The sequence below is a fragment of the Thalassospira indica genome (genome assembly GCF_003403095.1).
Lineage (GTDB): Bacteria > Pseudomonadota > Alphaproteobacteria > Rhodospirillales > Thalassospiraceae > Thalassospira > Thalassospira indica.
Genome location: NZ_CP031555.1, coordinates 1,632,474 through 1,652,024, shown reverse-complemented (window position 1 = coordinate 1,652,024; position 19,551 = coordinate 1,632,474). Strand labels below are relative to the sequence as shown.

Sequence of the window (19,551 nt, the reverse complement as noted above, 5' to 3'; positions counted from 1 at the left end):
TCATACTTCTCCTCCCGAAACGGAAATCGTCTGTCCCGTTATCGATGCCGCCTTGGGGCTGCAAAGCCACATGACGGTTTCAGCAACCTCTTCAGGCTGAATGAACCGGTTTTGCGGATTGATTTTGGCAAGGCTTGCGCGCGCGGCATCCTTGCTCATGCCGGTTTTGGCAACGATGTTTTCCACCGACTTTTCCAACATCGGCGTTTCCATGAAGCCCGGACAAACCGCATTGATCGTGATCGGGCTGGTGGCCAATTCTGCCGCCATGCCCTTGACCATGCCCACAACGCCATGTTTCGCTGCACAATACGCCGTGACATAGGCATAGCCCTTGAGCCCGGCGGTCGAGGCGATTGAAATCAGCCGCCCCGGCTTGGTCTTGTCCATTGCAGCCAATCCTTCGCGGAACGTCAAAAACGTCCCGGTCAGGTTGACATCCATGGTCCGTTGCCACAGATCGACCGATGTTTTACCAATCGGGGCACTTTCGGCCATGCCGGCATTGGCGATCACAAGATCGGGGGTACCGACCACATCGACCATGGTCGTGAACATATCTTGCACTGAAGTTTCATCGGTGACATCGGCCACGATGGCAGTGATGTTTTGATGTTCGGCAACTTCGGCCAGCACATCTGATCGCCGTCCGGACACCACAACCTTCACCCCGGCATCGGCAAGCATCCGGGCCATCACGGCCCCGACACCGGTACCGCCGCCGGTGATCAATGCGTTATGAACGGCAAGATCGGTCATCGGTGCTTATACCTTTCCGGTCATGGTTTCAGCCCGCTCGGCCAGACGGCACATCTGATCACGCCCGGCATAGTATGGCGCCGGCCAGTTTTCGGTGCGATTGCCAAGGCTGGCTGCCTGATGCAGCGTCCAATACGGATTGGCCAAATGCGGTCGCGCCAAACAAACAAGATCGGCACGCCCGGCCATCAGGATCGAATTGACGTGATCGGCCTCATAGATATTGCCAACCGCCATTGTCGGAATACCGGCTTCATTGCGGATACGGTCGGAAAACGGCGTCTGGAACATACGGCCATAAACAGGTTTGGCATCCGTTGTCGTTTGCCCCGCCGAAACGTCACAAATATCGACGTCATTGGCTTTCAGCATCTTGGCGATCTCGACCGCCTCTTCGGGCGTAATCCCCGCATCACCGACCCAGTCATTGGCCGAAATACGCACCGACATCGGCTTATTCTTGGGCCATGCCGCACGAACGGCATTGATGACCTCAAGCGGATAACGCATCCGGTTTTCAAGCGATCCACCATATTCGTCATCGCGGATATTGCTGACCGGGCTGATGAAGGATGACAGAAGATAGCCATGCGCGGCATGAACCTCGATCATGTCAAAGCCTGCACGATCGGCCATTTTGGCAGATGCAACAAACTGATCACGAACCATATCCATGTCTTCACGCGTCATGGCCTTGGGCACCGCATTGCGGTCCGACCATGCGATGGCAGATGCCGACATCAGCGGCCAGTTGCCATCCTTTAACGGTGCATCCATTTCTTCCCAGCCAAGCTGGGTCGAACCCTTGCGCCCGGAATGACCGATCTGCATGCAAAGCTTGGCATCCGTCTCGGCATGAATGAAATCTGTAATCCGCGCCCAGGCCTTCTCGTGGCTGGCATCATAGGCACCCGGACAGCCCGGCGTGATGCGACCTTCCGGCGAGACACAGGTCATCTCGGTATAAACCAGTCCTGCCCCACCCTTTGCGCGTTCGGCATAATGCACCAGATGCCAGTCGGTCGGGCAGCCATCAACCGCCTTGTACTGTGCCATCGGCGAGACAACGATGCGGTTCTTAAGCGACATGTCGCGCAACTGATAAGGCACGAACATCGGATGACGCACCGGCGCACTTTCCGGAAGGCCCGCCTGCGTCTGGAACCATTTTTCCGCACCTTCAAGCCATTTGGCATCGCGCAGGCGCAGGTTTTCGTGACTGATGCGCTGTGATCTGGTCAGAAGCGAATAGGTAAACTGGGTCGGATCAAAATCGAAATAGCGTTCGATTTCTTCAAACCACTCCATCGAGTTGCGTGCAGCTGACTGCAGCCGCAGGACCTCAAGACGGCGTTCGTCCTCATATTTCCCAAAGGCCGATTTAAGATCGCCTTCGGAATGCAGGTAGTTCGCCAGCGCAATCGCACTTTCAAGCGCAAGCTTGGTTCCCGACCCGATGGAAAAATGCGCTGTTGCCGCCGCATCGCCCATCAAAACGATGTTTTCATGTGACCAGCTTTTGCACAAAACCCGCGGGAAGCTCAGCCAGGCCGAACCACGAATATGGTGTGCATTGCTGATCAGATTGTGACCGCCAAGATGATCCTTGAAAATATCCTCGCAGGTCGCAATCGACTCTTCCTTCGACATCTCGCCAAAACCATAGGCATCCCAGGTTTCCTGAGTGCATTCGACAATGAAGGTCGCGGTTTCGTCATCAAACTGATAGGCGTGCGCCCAGATCCAACCCTTGTCTGTTTCCTCAAAGACAAAGGTAAAGGCGTCATCGAATTTCTGATGCGTGCCCAGCCAGACGAACTTGCATTTGCGGGTATCGATATCAGGCTGGAAATGTTCGGCAAATTCGGTGCGGGTTCTGGAATTCAGGCCATCACTGGCAACGACAAGGTCAAATTCCTTGGCGTAACGCGCTGCACTTTCGGCCTCGGTCTCAAAGCGCAACTCCACGCCAAGTTCGCGTGCCCGATCTTGTAACAGGATCAGAAGCTTTTTACGGCCAATGCCACAGAACCCGTGACCGGTGGAAATTGTCTTTTCGCCGCGATACTGAACCGCGACATCATCCCAATAGGAAAAGTTGGCGCGAATGGCCTCGGCACTTTTGGTGTCATTCTCGGCCAGATTGTCCAGCGTCTCGTCAGACAGCACCACGCCCCAGCCAAATGTGTCATCAGGCTTGTTGCGTTCAATCACAACAACCTCATGCGCAGGGTCGCGCAATTTCATCGAGATTGCAAAATAAAGCCCCGCAGGACCGCCACCCAGACAAGCTACTCTCACCAGCTTTTCCCTTCCTGATTTGTTTGGTTGTTTCGGGAAACTGATAAAACGGTACGCCTCGTTTTATTTTATTTCAAGCACAAATATTTTAAGTTTGAAATATCTACGGATTTGCCTAGAATTTGATCCATAACCAGAATGCACCAGACAGGTGCTGTACGAAATTTCAGGGAACCGACCATGATTACCGACTGGGATGATGCTTATGCCAATGGCGATTACATTGCCGATGCCGCAACCTATCCGGAAATTTGGGCGACCCAGTCGGCAAAGTTTCGCGACGAGCTCAGTGGCGACAATCGCGCCCAGATTGACATCTCATATGGCAACGCCCCCCGCGAAAAATATGATCTTTTCCTGCCGACTGGCACACCAAAGGGCTTGGTCGTGTTCGTGCATGGCGGCTACTGGAAGGCGTTTGATAAATCCAGCTGGTCGCATCTGGCGAATGGTGCAGTGACCAGGGGCTGGGCTGTCAGCATGCCAAGCTATACACTCGCCCCCGATGCACGCCTTTCCGACATTACCCGCCAGATCGGGGCTGCAATCACCCATGCCTCGGACCAGATTGCCGGTCCGATCCACATCACGGGGCATTCGGCCGGTGGCCATCTGGTCAGCCGCATGGTTAGTCACACGTCACCGCTTTCGTCCTCCGTTCTGGCACGGATCGAAAACACGGTTTCCATTTCCGGCCTTCATGATCTTCGCCCGCTGCTGAGGACCTCCATGAACGACACCCTCGGACTGGACGAGGCCGAAGCCGAACATGAAAGTGCTGCCCTTCTGAAGCCCGCCTTACCATGTTCGATCACCTGCTGGGTCGGGGCCGATGAACGCCCGGAATTTGTTCGCCAGAACGATCTGCTGGCCAATATCTGGACCGGCCTTGGCGCCCGCACGCGAAGTGTGCATGCCCCGGACAAACACCATTTCAATGTGATTGCCGATCTCACCGACCCGGATTCCGATCTCGTTGCCTGTCTGCTTACCCCCATCAGTGCAGAGGACGCATAAAATGTCGACCGTCACACTGACACTTGAAAACGCCATTGCAGTTATCACCGTCAACAACCCGCCGATTAACGCGACCAGCCACGCTGTGCGCAGCGGGATCGTCGATGCCCTCGATCAGATTGACGCCAATGATGACATCCGCGCCGCGATATTGATTTGCGACGGCAAGACCTTCATTGCCGGTGCTGATGTCAGCGAGTTTGGCCAACCGCCCAAGGCACCGATCCTGCCCGACGTGATCAAACGCATAGAGGCCGCAACCAAACCGGTCATCACCGCCATTCACGGGCACGCCCTTGGCGGCGGACTGGAAGTGGCCCTTGGCTGCCATTACCGCATTGCCGATAGCACCGCCAAACTCGGCCTGCCAGAAGTCAACCTCGGCCTGATCCCGGGTGCAGGTGGCACCGTTCGCTTGCCGCGCCTGATCCCGGTCAGCGAGGCCATCTCGATGATTACCAGCGGCAAACCGGTCTCGGCCACCAAGGCCAACGAGATCGGCCTGCTTGATGCGATTACCCACGGCGCCTTGGGCGATGCCGCACGCGACTTTGCCAAGACCATCCTCAATCGTGAAACACCGGCATCGCTTCTTGCCCGGAATCCCATCGATGCGCCGAGCTCCGCGCAATGGGATGACATAACAGCCGCAACGAAGAAGAAGGCCCGTGGTCAGGTCGCCCCGCTTGCCGCCATCTCCGCCATCCGAAACGGCATTGAACACGGCGCGGACGCAGGCCTTGCCTTTGAGCGCAAAAAATTCATCGAACTGCGCGACAGCGATCAGTCAAAGGCGCTGCGCCACATCTTCTTTGCCGAACGTTCGGTTGCCAAACTGTCCGAACTCAAAGGTGTCGAAGCTAACCCGATCCGCGAGGTCGGCGTGATTGGCGGCGGCATCATGGGGGCTGGCATCGCGACCGCGTCCCTGCTCGCGGGCTTTGATGTCACGATCATCGAACGCGATGAAACTGCCTGTGACAATGGCCGTGCGACGGTTGAAAAACACCTTTCCGGCAGCCTCAAGCGTGGCCTGATCACTCAGGATCGCTTTGATGCTCTGATGGCGTCTCTTTCGGCCAGCATTGATTACGCTGCCTTGTCTGATGCCGATCTGGTGGTCGAGGCCGTGTTTGAAGATATGGCGGTCAAACATGATGTCTTTGGCAAACTAAGTCTTCATTGCAAGGCCGATGCGGTGCTTGCGTCCAACACATCTTATCTCGACATCAATGAAATTGCCGCCCGCTGCGTCAATCCGCGGCGCGTGATTGGCCTGCATTTCTTCTCGCCCGCCCATATCATGAAGCTGCTTGAGGTTGTCCGAACCGACAAGGCCGACACCAAAAGCCTTGCAACCGCGTTCGAGTTTGCCCGCGCCCTTGGCAAGATCGCGGTCCCATGTGGTGTCTGTGATGGTTTTATCGGAAACCGGATCATGTCCGCCTATCGCAAGCATTGTGAATACATGCTCGAAGACGGCGCACTGCCCCATCAAATTGATGCCGCCATGGCCGAATTCGGCTTCCCGATGGGTCTCTTTGCCATGCAGGATATGGCTGGCCTCGAAATTTCATGGGCCACCCGCAAACGCCTCGCCCCGTTCCGCGATCCCTCCGAACGTTATGTCGCTTTGGGGGATTACCTTTGTGAGATGGGCCGCTTTGGCAAAAAGAACGGCCTTGGCTGGTATCGCTATGACGAACATGGCAAGGCCCATGCGGACCCAGAAGTCGATGCACTGGTGATCGCCGAATCAGCTAAAAAAGGCATTATCCGGCGCGATTTCACCAGCACGGAAATCATGGATGTCATCCTTGGTGCGATGCGCAGTGAAGGCGACAAGATCCTCGCTGAAGGGATCGCCAACAGTGCTGATGCCATTGATGTTGTCATGGTCAATGGCTATGGCTTCCCACGGCATAAGGGCGGGCCGATGTTTATGACTGGCAATGAGGATTAGGAGAGAGTTGCGGGGGCAGGATTAGTCTCCGCCCTATGGGCTCCGCCAGCTCCGGCCTTTGGCCTTCGCAAAGAACCTGCAAACAGGCATGGCCTGTTTGCGATCTTCCAATCCGTATGCACCCGGCAAGCGAACATTAAAAAAGCCCGCCACAAGGGCGAGCTTATTTAATGTTGGTTGCGGGGGCCCGAGGCCACCTTTGTTATAACTTCAGGCGGACTTTGGCTTTTGCGCTCGGTCGCAATGTCGAGAATGCCCATCAACTCACCACGCAAGCTGATTTGAAATTCGCCGCGTTTATCTCCGGGCGTAACAATTATTTCTCCCACGACGGACCTGATTGCGTCTGCCGCCTCCGCATACATCTGCGGATCGTCGAGAGCCGCGGTCAGGTTTTGCACCTTCTTCCGGTAAATCTCTGCAATATTTGGATGGATATCAGGAACGTCTTGGGGAACCTCATTCATACGCGCGATGATCTCTTGTTTTTCCTGCTCAAGCTCTTCCATACGGGCCTTCATCGCCGACTGGTACATTCCATCTTCAATAGCCGACATAATACCGGCAATACCGCGCTCGACCTTTTCCAGTTTCTGCCGATCAAGGACAGTTTGCGCACGACGCTCCCGGTTCATCTGATTCAGACCTTCGGCATACGCCTGAACCGCTTCTGCCACCGCCTCTGCAGAAACCAGTTTTTCGGTAAGCCCGGCCAGAACACGGGCTTCAATCTTGTCCCGAACAATTGTTCGACCATTGTCACAGGTTCCACGACGATAACGATTTAAGCATCCATAGCGGTCCCGGGTGATGATGCCGTAGTTACCACCACAGCAACCGCACTTGATAAGGCCGGAAAACAGGAAAGCCGGTCTGCGCAGGCTATTGAGCTTTGCGGCATGGTATGCGCGAACACCCTTGGTAACATTTGCATACTTCCTGGAAATTTCTTCCTGCCGACGACGCGTGGCCTGCCATAGATCATCTTCAACGATACGCAACCCAGGCACCTCAGTCCGAACCCACTCGGTTTCCGGGTTAGGTCGTGAAACCCGCCTTCCGGTCGCCGGGTTCTTTACATAATGGAGCCGGTTCCAGATCATCACGCCGATATAAAGTTCGTTATTCACGATGCCAGTCCCTCGGGAAACATGACCACGAATGGTCGTATCACCCCAAACCCGACCATACGGTCCGGGTATGCCCTCCCGATTGAGATCAGCAGCGATCGCCTTTGGACTTTTACCCGCAGAAAATTCACGGAAAATGCGGCAAACAATTTCGGCCTCTGCCACGTTGATTTTTCTCTCGCCCGTAACTGGCTCACCGTCGCTGTTCAGACGCTTTACAACATTATATCCGTAGCAAACCCCACCGCCTGACTTACCGTTCTCAACACGACCACGAAGACCTCGACGGGTTTTATCGGCAAGATCCTTGAGAAAGAGCGCATTCATGGTGCCCTTGAGGCCAACATGCAGTTCAGAGATTTCACCTTCGACCAATGTAACAATCCGTACACCGGCAAACTTCAGATGTTTGAACAAGGTTGCGACATCGGCCTGATCGCGGCTGATACGATCCAATGCCTCTGCCAGCACCACATCGAACTTCTTCGTCTGCGCATCTTGCAACAGGCTTTGAATACCCGGCCGCAAGGTAATGCTGGCACCCGAGATTGCTGCATCATGGTAGGTACCGACAATTCGCCATCTTTCCCGCTTTGCCTGCTCCCGGCACACACGGAATTGATCTTCGATAGAGTTTTCACTTTGGTTGTCAGAGGAGTAACGGGCATAAAGCGCTGTACGGATCATGAGGCTTTCCTTTCTCTTAAAACAAAAGGTTCACCCTTTGGGGCCTTGCCCCTTTATCTCTTCTTCCAATGTGGCAGGACTATTGTCGTTGGCTGCCCGACGTTGTTTTTTCTCCCAAGCCAAATAGTGTTGTCGAGCGATATGATGGCCTATGGCACGGGCGATAATACGAACAGAAGGGGCCAGCTTAGTTTTCACTCTGCCACTCGGTCGATCATTGTCGTTAGCCGAGAGCGTTACAGCTATCCTTGTTTCTAGTTTTTTAGGCATAGGTCCATCTCTTTATGCAATGGATAGATATGCTCAGGATGCTCTAGTCAAAAGATCATAGGAACCGCACTCAAATACGTCAGACATACGTTTTTGCTCAGAAAGCCCTCCATTCGCAGCTTCGTTATAGCGCTCAACTCAAGGTATGTGGCAATGAGGGCGCAGACAAGCGCACACTGTCTTCCCTGTAGAGGCAAACTTTCACAACTGTTCGAACAGAAGGTGCTTTAGCGATAGAGCGTTTCTGCCTCAATGCCGATCTGAACAATCCCCTTTCCCAGAAATGTGTAGATGGGAAAATGCGAAAATACGCCAACGATGGTTTAAACGGTGACGTGAGTGTAAAGTGCGCTGGACCTGCAAAATAGAGCAGCCACATGACCTCCGGCCCCGGCGTGGATTGTGGATCGGTCTTTAGTTGCTGACTTCTTGCCCGGCACCCACACTTCCGCTGTGTCCGTCAACCGTTTGGTAGAGCCACTGAGGATTTCGAAAATAGTGCGTGCCGAAGTTCAATCTCTGTTCCAGCTATCCGGGTATGCCGTGTATGGAAGCGTTCGACCATATCTATCGCTGCAAGCGGCGTGGGTCCATCTGTAAGCGCTAGAGGAGTATGGCTAATAATGGCGCCAGAAATACGTTCCAGAGCAAAGGTTACGTCTCCGTCTAGTACATATCCCAGCATACAGCCGATGGGTAAACTCTCGGCATACTGTTCAGTGAGAAAGCGCATCATACCTTGTGTGACGTAGACCGTGGCCAAGGAACTGCGGCTTCCGCCATTGATCACGTTGAGCCGCTTACATTCATAGGCTAGATATCGTTCCCGCTCCCAGTCGAACAGCACGGCGATGTCGATGATGCCTTTACTGTATTTCGCCCCGTCTGTTGCAAGACCAAATGGCTCGAACTGATACTCGACCCAATGACACAGCCGACGCACGACAACGTCCTTGGTGAGGCGATCGACAAGGTTAATGGTAATATCATCTTCCTCCGGTTGCTCCGGAAGCACGGCCATGCAAGCAGGCCATGCTGCAGCAATTCTCTCCAGAAAGCGGTCATCAAATGAAACGAAGTTCTCGACCCATCCCTGCGCATCACCGATTAGCATCAATCAGCACCCCGCGGTCGTGGTACGGCGGCTGCTTGCTGGAGATCGAGCGCTATTCCGTCTGCATCAGCGAGTGCTGTGGAGCATAGCCAGAAGCGCATCTGCATCGGTTTGATAAGGTAAAGGCAGTCACCGACAAAAACTCGGAGGTCTGGCATCAGTTGAAAATTGCCATCAAGTGGCCTGTGAATGTGCGCTGACAGTTGCTCGAGAACGTCTCCAATCCCCCCGACTGCATCCTCAACATAGTCTTCATGCCCTCCCAGACGCAATCGAAGTATCGCGAGGTCCGCTCCGCGCGCGACCAGGCGAGCATCAATTTTCTTGCCTTTGAACCAGTCCGTAAGGCTAGCCGCCAACATTCTCGCATATTGCGCCCGTTGTAGTTCGTCTGGTGCCCCCCACAACTTCGGATAGTGACCCTCATGGGGTTGGAGCGCCGGCAGGATCGCCTCGACAGCATCGTCGATCAGCGCGATTTCATCATCTGACAGGCAAAAATACTGGTACGCCAGGCGGTCAATTTCCCGAAGAATCGCACCGTCGTCGACCTGCATCGAGAAGGGGTCGTTGGAGCGTTCGCGTGCGTCATCCACAATCGCAACCAGCTCAAGAGCAGCTTGAGCGGCGATGGCTCGATCAGGGACATCGTCGGGCGATGGAAAAGGCAAACGCAGCAGATCAGCCTGCTGGACCTCGGGTCGATCCGAACCGAACGAAGCGGTGCCATGAAAGGCGTACCAGACCGCAATGCGACTATTGAGTATTGCCGTTAGGACCTTCGCACGGTCGCTCTGGCCGTCTGGCACAACGATCGCTTGGAAGATATGCTGGAAGGTCAGCGGCTGATCGCAATAAGCGGCCCGAAGACGGTTTTGCGACGTTTCGACCCCCCTCGGGATAAGGATGCGAGCGCCATCGAATCCAGCCTCGAATCCGCGCCGACGAACCGTCGATGCCCCGGCCGGCTGCAAGCCTTCTGCCGCCTGAGCCAAACGTGAATAGGCTGCAATTGGCAGGTCGGGCAGTCGGCCGACGTACTCGCTGGCGAGCGGAGGCGCGTCGCTTTCGCTGTTCTCATTGTAAGGTTGATACCCTTGCCCGATCACCCAGCGATCGCCCGGCTCTTCGCGGCGACGGCTCAGGCTGCCGTAATCGCTGACGAAAGCTCCTAGTTTGGGTAGCCTCGCGAGGTAGCCGAAGAGCTTGGCGTCTGGCTCGCGCATCCAAAGGCGCTGCTTGAAGATGAGCGGATTCTCCAAGACCGCACCCACACCCAGTGCAACCTTGTCAGCGCTGCTCAGCGTGATGACACGCTTGATACGCAGATTAAGGTCGGCCTTTGGTGCCCAGTAATCGAAACGATATGGGAAACTATCTGGGTTCGGGCTACCGTAGATGATCAGAGCAGCAGGGCGATGGGCCTTCTCGAAAAGCTGAAATCGGAGATCCGCGAAGTTGATGATGCGGCGGACCTGAGATTTACGGAAGAACATGTCGCGGGCTTCAACCGTGTTTTGGGCGTGGTTGTGCAAAAATCCCATCGCTGGCAACAGGAACGCGATCAGTCCGCGGTCGGCGAGATGCGATAGTGCTTTCCAGCTGAATGCCCAAGCGTCCTCGCCACCGGGCATCGGATGCCCTGCCTTCTTGCTCCACTGCACAGACGAACGTGCCGGACCGCGTCGACTGGTCCATGGCGGGTTGCCGATGATGACCTCATACTGGGCGCTATCCGGCGACACTTCGAAAAAGTCGCGGCAGACAAGCGTCTTGCCCCAGAGTTCCGGGAGGAGTTTTCCCCAGGTGATGAGCTTACGGATGTCGCGTGGCGACACCTCCTCAAGGAGGGCGACGTAGAGCGAGAATACCGCGACCCGAACGGCACCGCCGTTCAAATCCCAGCCATGGATTTGGCTCAGCAAGGACAGCAGCGTCTTCCAGGAAATCGTCTGCGTCTTGTGCTTGGCCCGCCAGTGCTCACACAGCCGCTGGAACGAGCGGACGAGGAAAACGCCTGAACCGCAGGCGGGGTCTAGAAAGTTTCCGGTCGTCCGTATCACATCCGGCAACATCTCCCACGCTTGAGAAACGATGGTATCAGCGAGGAACATGGGCGTGTAGTAGGCGCCGTTGGCGCGTCGTTCAGCCTCGCGCTCACCTAGAAAGCGATCATAGACAGCGCTGACCAGTTCTATCGGGATATAGCGGAAGTCATAGCCCCAGAACCGCTGTTGGCCTGAATGCGCCATTTCCTCGCGGCCCGACCGAAACCGCGCCAAGATCATCAGATGGGCGGACGTAACTTCGGGTGCCTCGCCCATGGGCTCAAATGAGCACGGCGCGACAAACAGATCGCCGTTGAAATCCGCATGGAGCGTTCTGAAGAAGGACCGGAAGAGATCAACATCGCCCGTTTCAAGCAGCGCCGAGAAACTCTCGGCTCTCTTGTCGGAGACGGTCGCAAAATAGGCGGGCGTTACGATCTCCCGGTCTTCAAGATAGGCGATAAACATTGCCTGTATGAGCAAGGCTTGCGCCGCATCAGCGGCAAGCCCGGCTTTCTGCAAGAGGCTGTGAGACGCATTCAGATTATCAAGGAGAACCTGATCGATGCGTTCCTTTGGCGGGAAATACTCGCTGTAGTCCTTCCAGAGACGTCCAGATTCCGCGCCATAGATGAGATTTTGAAACCTCAGGGCTTCGGTCGTCAGGCTTAGGCTATCGATAAGGCAGCGCGCCTCGAACGCATCGCCTGGATCGCTAAGCGGAGTGCGAGCGAGCGAAAACGCTCTAAGCGTATCTTCGGCGATTACCAGCAACAGGCTCGCCAAGCCCTGATTCCACAGTGTGCCGTGAAGGTCGAGTATTGCGGCACGGTCATAGTGATCGGCTTCCACGATCGCTACAGTTGGGACGCCCTGGACGCAGAAGATAGCTGATACGCCCATTTCAGTGAGAGCTGCCCGGATAGCAGGCGCATGCGGCACGTCGCTAACGGCGTCGGCTGACTCGTAGAGTTCAGGTGAGCGCCGATATATGAGCCCCAAGCGATCTTTCCACTCCGGCGTCAATGTGGAGGTCATGCTCGTTTTCCACGTCGTTCTGACTGCATAGCGACGGGAGTGGGAGGGAACTGGAGATGACCTTGAACTTGAGTGCCTTCGGTCACCGTAAGCGCCGAGCGCAGTCGCATTACGATTGGCGCGCACGGTACACAGATCGTGCAAGCGTCCGGGAAGCGGCGTTGGGCTACATTTGTGTCGACCAAGCGAAAATTATCAGCCTCGATCAAGGCTACGCAGTTTTCAAGCGACAGCCAAGACCGTTCCCGGCACTCCTTAAACAACTGATCGAAACGGTCGCCGACCGTTCCCACGCGCACACCGAAGTTCCTGACCAGTTCGACGACAATCGCCATGGCAACAACATCCCCCGCAGTGAAGCTGGGAGCATGCCCTTTATGTAAAGCCAGTGCCGGAATCGCCTTCCGCCACGCACGGAAGGCGTCCACCGAAATGGAAAGCAGTTGACGAATTTGACTTTGAGTGTAATGCATTGGACAATGTTAGCATGGAATTCTCCCCGCATCAATACGGGGTTAACACCACTTTCGTTCTCTATATGTTCCAGCCCCTTAAATGACAATAGAGAGAAGCGGCTATTCAGTAATAGTGTCAAATAGAACAGCATAAGGCACCCTCTAAATCTGCAGAATCTATGCTCTAGAACCGCACTGAAGTGACTTTAGTTGGTTAGACATGTTCAATTTATGGCGTCGTTCGAACTTGACGGCAGACAGCATCCCCATCGAAGAAGATCGCACGCTTATAGGCCCCTTTCCTCAGGCTATCTGCATTACTTCCAACAAATATCAGGAAAGCAACTCTTCCAACCTTTCCCGCAATTCCGCATGCTTGGCTGGGTTCTCATCCTTAAGACGCCGCAGATTAAGAAGCTTCCATTGAACCGCCGGAAGCTGTTCTGCTGCAGGCAAACCTATCAAATTAAAACCCGGCTCTCCACCATGCAGAGACAACAGGAATTGGGCAAAATCCCCTGTGAGGGCATTTTGGATATCGGCAATCAAACGCGACCGCACGTTTTCCAGATCGACAGGATCAACCTCGTCTCGCGTCATCCCTGCGAATTCCTGATCATGTAGTTCCTTGATCGGAACAAGTGCCGGGTCCAGTAATTCATGCGGGGGTCGTCCCGATGTGCTGACATAGACAAGGAAAACCCGCAGCAGATAGTCAGTCAGCCCTTCATTTTCATATAGCAGCTTGACGTCAAACAGGTCCCGCGGGTGCTGACGATCAAGAGCAGCATGCAGCTTCCCGGCATACAGGTCCTCAAATGAAAGGACATGCATCTCGGCAAACCCGAAAGCTTCTTCCACGGTATCGGATACCCTGTGCAATACAGGCGGTAGAACCGTACCGCGCATGACCGGAGACGTCTCGATCTTCACATTGGTCGTTCCGCGTGTAGCCATGATCCGGGTTTCGACATTTCCGCCACCGGCGATCCGCTGAAACTGTACATCCCTGTTATCTCGGCTTGCCGCTGCAATGATCCGGTCCAGTGCCTGATCAATATTTGCAAGGGACGTTGCCCGATCTTCAATCGGCAAATAGGTAAGGTCGATATCAACAGACAGGCGAGGCAAATCTCGGTAGAAAAGATTGATCGCCGAACCGCCTTTCAGCGCAAAGACCTCCTCTCGCGCAATCACCGGCAGAAGGCGCATCAGCAGCCGGACCTGTTCGACATAGCGCTCACGCATTATGACCTCCCTCCCCGTGCCCCGAGGGCATGAATGCTTCGGGGACTGATATCCGGTAGATCGGGTGTATTTTTCCATCCTTGATCAGGGCGCGCGGCCCCGATCCCAAATCTATCTGAGATTTGTCGAGATATTTCAGCCAGGCGTGAGCGTGACGATCCGCAAAAACAAAAAACAGCCGTTTGACCTTGATGCTGTGACAAGCGCGCAACAGCTTCATGAGGTGTTTCGGGCGCAGATTGGCAAGCCCCTGGAAAATCATGTCGAGATTGTCAAAACCGGCATGCGATGGCAATTCATCGAGTGCCTCAAGGATCGCCCGTTCCGGCGAGGACACCTTAAGCGGCCAATGCCATGGACTGACAGTTGGGCCTGTATTGCCGTTTAAATTCTCGAGTTGACGTTCCACGTTCTCGATACCGGCCGGATCATCCGCAAACAGGTTGGTCGAGCGGACAATAAACTCTGTTTCTCCCGGCAATCGCGCAAGCCAGGACGGTACCTCGCCATAGAGATAGATGCGCTCTTTATGGCCCAGGGATAGATAATGAGAGAAACCGTGGAAGGTCAGTGCACTCAATCCTCCCAGATGAACCTCATGTTCCATAATCGACTGGATCGACAGCAAAACGAGCTGCCAATCGGGAGCGGAATTCCGGTTCAAGCGGGGTGAATGATCCGTGCGTGATAGTGGCCGACGGTAGACGCCCCTGACCACCCGCTCCAGCCAGCCTCGCTCGGCGTAGTTATGGATTGATTTGGGATCGACGCCAAACCGCTTCAGCCATGCGGCATCAACCAGGAAGCCGGGTGGTACCCGCTCCAGCATAGGTTTCAATCTTGGTGTTCTTTGATGGCTCATAACCATCAAAATCGCATCTTTTGAAAACATCATCAATTGAATTTTTAATTTGTCTTCTTTTAATGGCTTTTAACCATCAAAATCATGATCCAGTAAAACATCACAAGAGTATCGCCCTATATCGAGATGTTACAAATCCCGAGCTTTTGTAACACCGCCCCCGGCATCGTATGAGACGACACCTGCCCCACATCACTCACGACGATTTGCTTTGCCGCCCCTCCTGCGCGGTACCTGCTATCCCCTCCTTCCGCGCCCGCACGAATACCCGATCATTCTCAAGAAACGCCTCAAGCATGAACGGAATCAGTTCGGCAACTGCCTCACTCTCGCCGTAAGTCTCGCGATAGAGTGTCGCATAATCGCGCAGCTTGCGGTTCAGGCCGGCATTAACAGTCACCGTCAGTTTGACCGGTTTGCGATCAGGCAGCTTGGCAAGTTTCATCATCATTACTCTCCACCATAGGGTTTAAGCACAAGGTCGCGCTGGATGATCACCCGGACCGGCCAGCCGGGACGGATCTTGATGGTCGGCTGAATGTTGAGGTTCTTCTCGGTGATCTGCCGCCCGGCCCGATCGACATTCTGCTGGGTGCTTTCGCGAATGGCGCGGACCAGATCGCTCTCGTCGCTGCCGAGCGTTAGCTCTGTTCCGACCCCGAGCAGGGTCGCCAGTGAGATGCCCTTGAGCAACTGCCATGTGTGATAATCGACCTCATCCTCGAGCCCGGCATAGCCGCTGGCATCAGAGGTCGGCATGTTACCAAGCCGGATCGACGTTCCATCGGGCATCAGGATGCGCTGCCAGACCACCAGCGCGCGGGACTGACCGAAAGCAACCACACTGTCATAAGTCCCGATCAGTCGCGCCCCCTGCGGGATCAGCACCGTTGATCCGGTGACAGTGTCATACACATTGGCATCCACCTGGGCGATGATCTGACCGGGCAGATCGGAATTGATCCCGGTCACAAGGCTGGCTGGAATGATGCTCCCTGCCATGACCTGCCAGGGCGAAACCGGGGTTTCCAACGGATGCGGATTGTAAATCCCGCCATCATCATAGTCGCGCATGAAGTCGAGCTTACGCTGCCGGTCATCCGGGACCACATTCGGATCGGCACTGGCTGCAATTGAGGCAACTTCCCCATTTATCGTTGCTCGGTTTTCGGAAGCTTGAGTATTTGGCCGTTCAAGTGACACTGCGTTGGCCAGCGAGAAAAACACACCGGACTCCCTTGCATCAATCGCCTGTTGTGCCTGCCGTTGCTCGGCGAGCGAAAGCTCACCGGATGAGACATCCATTCCCTGGGCACGCTGGGCCGCTACAATCGGTCGCCCCAGATCACCCGGCAAGGGTGGCCCGAGCTTTGGCACGTCCTGCTTTATCTCGGAATAATCCTTGGGCAGATTTTCCAACTGATCGGGTCTCGCCTGCTGCCCGGCATGATAGAGCTCGTCATTGTCATAGGCGTTTTTCAGGGACGGTGTTTGCAAGGCCATCATCGCGATCCCGAGAAGGGCGCCCGACCCCAGCGCGGTAACCCCGATCACGATACTGCGCCGGAAGCGGACAATCCGGGCATCGGGCCGACCGCGCAGCTCAAAACTCTCTTCAGGCTTATCCATCATGATGGTCTCCCCCACCTGAAGCCTCGAGATGCGTGATCCGAACCACCTGTTGCGGGTCGGTGCCCATACGCAGTTCAGCCGCCCGGAATAGCTGATCTACGATGTAATAGGTGCCGCGCTTGCGGTAATTAACCAGTTGGGTGTCGCCATTGGCACTGATCACGAACAGTGGCGGCACCTCGCCCCGATCAATATGCTCGGGGAATTCGATATAGACCTTGCGTCCGTCATCGAAGGCCCGGATCGGTCGCCATGGTGGATGATCTCCCTCAATCTCGTAGCCAAAGCGGATCTTCTCAAGCGCCAGATTGCGATCAACCGGTTGTGCGGCAAGAGCATCTACATTTCTCCGGCGCAACATCACCAGACGGTCCTGCGGATAGCTCCAGGAAATCGCTGCCATCGCGGTTTCTTCGGTGCTGAGCATTTGCAGATGATAGGTTCGCCTATCGGTGGCGATCATGAGATTGGTCTTGAGCGCCGGTGCGAAGGGCTTGATCAGGATATGAACCTGTTGCTCGTCGCCCGATCCGCTGGTGGTATCGCCAATCACCCAGCGTACCGTATCCCCCGCCGATACCGCACGAAGCTGTTCACCGGGCTGCAGGGCAATATCGGTCACCTGCCCCGGTGCGCCATAGAGACGGTAGAGTGCGCCCTCGCTATAAGGATAGACCTGCACGGCATTGATATAGCCGTGTTTGGAGGGTTCCAGAAGTGCTGCCTTATTCGCCGTCTCCACCTGCTCTTCAGGCGAGAGCTTGTCTGCCGGTGATTGACCTGGCAGCGGCATCAGCTGCCCTGGCAGGGGCAAGGGTTTGGGAACCTCGACGATTTCGACCGGACGTGCGGGCTCCGCTTGAATGGTCGCCTCTTTGAAGCTGGCCCGATCGTAGCTAATTGCAGGCGGCGGAGTTCCAGCCTTGCAGGCCGTGAGCACCAACATCGAACAGGTGAGCATCATCGCATTGTGTTTCATGAGCGTTACTCCTGCGATCCGGGAGAGGATGTATCGAACTCGCGCGACCAGTCGATTGCCCGGACATAGAGCCCGAGCGGGTTCTTGCGCAGTTCTTCGGCATTGGCTGGTGGTTTGGAGATCACCGTCAGGATGGCGGTCCAGCGTTCGGTGCCCATCAGCGTACCGCGCTCATAGATGCGCTCCTGCCATTTGATCTGAAAGGATTGATCAGACGCCCGCACCACGCTCGAGACCTCGACCGACGCACTGCGCTCGCCGATCCCGGCAAAGGGGTCGTTGCGATTGGCGTAATCGTTGAGGAACTGCACGGCCTGACCGGTGACGAAATCATAGGCTGCCAGCCAGTTCTGCCGCACCAGCACCGGATCGGTCGAAACCGAGCGCACCAGTTTGATGAAGCGCGCCAGATACCAGACGACTTGTGCATCGGTGGGCTGGTAGTCCGGCGCGACCGGCGCAATTGCTCTTGCTTCGCCGAAGCGATCGATCTCGACGATATAGGGCACCACCCGGCTTTGCAGGGATTGCCAGATCAACCCTCCCGATAACGAACAGGCCAGTGCAAAACAGCCAAAGGCCATCAAGCGCCAGTTCCGGGCCTGAACGCGCGCCGATCCGATACGCATATCCCAGACCTGACCGGCCTTCTGATAGGGCGTTTCGGGTTCGGGCGTTGAGCAATAACGCTGCAGGGATCTTTTAAACGGCATCTATTCCCCCTTTTCATCGAGAGACGGATTGGCGCCAGCACCCGGGCGATCACCATCGCGCACAGCCTGCGTGGTCGAGTGTCGGTGGGCTCGCATGTTCTGTTCATGACGCAGCCGTCGCGCCCAGTCGGGTGCTGTTGCTCTATTGCTGTTGGCTGCATGAAAGCTTGCCGATCCGGCAGGCGCGCCACCGGTTGCAGCCCAGGCCGCGGCCCTGCCCTTCTCGGCCTCAAGCTTCAGTGTTTTGACGGCGCGATACGACACGGAGCGGACGGTTTGACTTGCCTTGCCTCCAGCCGCACGGGCAACACCGCCCATACCGGCAGCAGTTCCGGCCAAGCCAGTTGCTCCCGAGGCGGCACGTCCCACCTGAAAGGACGTTGTGACCCCAGCGCCAAGTGCAGTTGCCGCACGCAGGGCAACCAGACCGCCCCCGGCAACCGCCCCGACACCACTCATCGCAGCACCACCGACCAAAAGCGTTGCTCCGGCAGCGGCACCAGCCGTTCCAAGCGCAGCCCCGGCACCAAGCTGCGGCGCACCAGAGACCAGCCCCGACGCAATACCGGGTCCGAAAATACCCAGCCCCAAAAGCGCCAAAGCACCAAGCACCATCGACATGGCCGCTGCCATATCGGGCTCCTGCCCCTGAAGGGTATTGGTGAAACTCGTAAACAGGGTGGAACCGATCCCGACAATCACGGCGAGTACCATCACTTTCACACCTGATGAAATGACATTGCCAAGCACCCGCTCGGCCAGAAAGGCGGTCTTGTTCCACAGCGCGAACGGGATCAGTACGAAGCCGGCCAGGGCTGTCAGCTTGAACTCGAGCACCGTGATGAAGAGCTGGATCGAGAGGATGAAGAAGGCGATGATCACCAGGAACCAGGCCAGCAACAGCACGAAGATGGTCAGGGCATTAACGAAGAGATCGGGAATGCCGACCAGGTTGCCGACCTGCGCAATCAGTGGCCAAGCTGCTTCATAGCCAGTCGCGGCAATCTTGCCTGGTCTCAGCAGATCATCCGCGGTCAGGCTTCCCGGTACGGTTTGCAGCCCCAACCCGGCAAACGAGGCATAGATGATCCCGGTCAGGGTCTGAAAGTTATTGAGGATCAGCGCGAAGGTTCCGACATAGAGCACCTTGCGGATGAGACGGGCGAGAATATTGTCCTCGCCACCCAGCGCCCAGAACAGACCGGCCAGCGTGATATCGATCCCGATCAGGATGGAGGTCAGAAACCCGACATCGCCAGACAACAGGCCGAAGCCACTATCGATATAGCGACCAAACACCTCCATGAAGCGATCAATGATGCCAAGATCGTCCAT

At 55.8% G+C, this 19,551-nt stretch carries 15 protein-coding genes; 3 read left to right on the top strand and 12 right to left on the bottom strand.

Going from position 1 to position 19,551, the window contains the following annotated elements:
• Positions 1-759, bottom strand: a complete 759-nt coding sequence (locus tag DY252_RS07730; protein WP_064789954.1) for an SDR family NAD(P)-dependent oxidoreductase — start codon at positions 757-759, stop codon at positions 1-3.
• Between the two features lie 6 nt (positions 760-765).
• Positions 766-3,060 (bottom strand): bifunctional salicylyl-CoA 5-hydroxylase/oxidoreductase, encoded by a 2,295-nt coding sequence (locus DY252_RS07725; RefSeq protein WP_064789955.1) that lies wholly within the window; start codon positions 3,058-3,060, stop codon positions 766-768.
• A gap of 180 nt (positions 3,061-3,240) precedes the next feature.
• On the opposite strand from DY252_RS07725, the gene DY252_RS07720 reads away from it, so the two are divergent.
• Together DY252_RS07720 and DY252_RS07715 are read left to right on the top strand one after the other, a co-directional pair.
• Entirely contained in the window at positions 3,241-4,077 is an 837-nt protein-coding gene (locus DY252_RS07720) for an alpha/beta hydrolase (RefSeq protein ID WP_064789956.1), read from the top strand.
• Between the two features lies 1 nt (position 4,078).
• Complete coding sequence (locus DY252_RS07715) at positions 4,079-6,040, top strand: 3-hydroxyacyl-CoA dehydrogenase NAD-binding domain-containing protein (protein WP_064789957.1); 1,962 nt, start codon at positions 4,079-4,081, stop codon at positions 6,038-6,040.
• A 167-nt stretch (positions 6,041-6,207) separates the two neighbouring features.
• On the opposite strand, the gene DY252_RS07710 is transcribed toward DY252_RS07715, so the two are convergent.
• The 3 genes from DY252_RS07710 to DY252_RS07695 all read right to left on the bottom strand — a co-directional run bounded on the left by DY252_RS07710 (position 6,208) and on the right by DY252_RS07695 (position 12,327).
• Entirely contained in the window at positions 6,208-7,857 is a 1,650-nt protein-coding gene (locus DY252_RS07710; RefSeq protein WP_064789958.1) for a recombinase family protein, read from the bottom strand.
• Positions 7,858-8,587: 730 nt separating this feature from the next.
• Positions 8,588-9,241: a hypothetical protein gene (locus DY252_RS07700; RefSeq protein WP_064789959.1), complete on the bottom strand. Its 654-nt coding sequence runs from the start codon at positions 9,239-9,241 to the stop codon at positions 8,588-8,590.
• Positions 9,241-12,327: an HsdM family class I SAM-dependent methyltransferase gene (locus tag DY252_RS07695; protein WP_064789960.1), complete on the bottom strand. Its 3,087-nt coding sequence runs from the start codon at positions 12,325-12,327 to the stop codon at positions 9,241-9,243. The genes DY252_RS07700 and DY252_RS07695 overlap by 1 nt, the downstream gene beginning before the upstream one ends.
• A gap of 56 nt (positions 12,328-12,383) precedes the next feature.
• Between DY252_RS07695 and DY252_RS22135 the strand changes: the two genes are divergently transcribed.
• Positions 12,384-12,710 (top strand): hypothetical protein, encoded by a 327-nt coding sequence (locus DY252_RS22135; RefSeq protein ID WP_156518950.1) that lies wholly within the window; start codon positions 12,384-12,386, stop codon positions 12,708-12,710.
• Positions 12,711-13,115: 405 nt separating this feature from the next.
• Here the strand turns inward: DY252_RS22135 and DY252_RS07685 are convergent, their stop codons facing one another.
• The 7 genes from DY252_RS07685 to trbL form a co-directional block, all read right to left on the bottom strand.
• Positions 13,116-14,108, bottom strand: coding sequence for a nucleotidyl transferase AbiEii/AbiGii toxin family protein (locus DY252_RS07685; RefSeq protein ID WP_245960876.1), 993 nt, complete (start codon positions 14,106-14,108; stop codon positions 13,116-13,118).
• Positions 14,023-14,925 (bottom strand): type IV toxin-antitoxin system AbiEi family antitoxin domain-containing protein, encoded by a 903-nt coding sequence (locus DY252_RS07680; RefSeq protein ID WP_082923568.1) that lies wholly within the window; start codon positions 14,923-14,925, stop codon positions 14,023-14,025. Before DY252_RS07680 ends, DY252_RS07685 begins: the two co-directional genes overlap by 86 nt.
• Positions 14,926-15,088: 163 nt before the next feature.
• Complete coding sequence (locus DY252_RS07675) at positions 15,089-15,343, bottom strand: DUF2274 domain-containing protein (RefSeq protein WP_231959790.1); 255 nt, start codon at positions 15,341-15,343, stop codon at positions 15,089-15,091.
• Positions 15,343-16,524: a TraB/TrbI/VirB10 family type IV secretion system protein gene (locus tag DY252_RS07670; RefSeq protein ID WP_064789962.1), complete on the bottom strand. Its 1,182-nt coding sequence runs from the start codon at positions 16,522-16,524 to the stop codon at positions 15,343-15,345. Before DY252_RS07670 ends, DY252_RS07675 begins: the two co-directional genes overlap by 1 nt.
• Positions 16,514-17,503 (bottom strand): P-type conjugative transfer protein TrbG, encoded by a 990-nt coding sequence (gene trbG, locus DY252_RS07665; RefSeq protein ID WP_064789963.1) that lies wholly within the window; start codon positions 17,501-17,503, stop codon positions 16,514-16,516. Before trbG ends, DY252_RS07670 begins: the two co-directional genes overlap by 11 nt.
• Positions 17,504-17,508: 5 nt before the next feature.
• Complete coding sequence (gene trbF, locus DY252_RS07660) at positions 17,509-18,216, bottom strand: conjugal transfer protein TrbF (RefSeq protein ID WP_064789964.1); 708 nt, start codon at positions 18,214-18,216, stop codon at positions 17,509-17,511.
• Complete coding sequence (gene trbL / locus DY252_RS07655; RefSeq protein ID WP_064789965.1) at positions 18,217-19,551, bottom strand: P-type conjugative transfer protein TrbL; 1,335 nt, start codon at positions 19,549-19,551, stop codon at positions 18,217-18,219.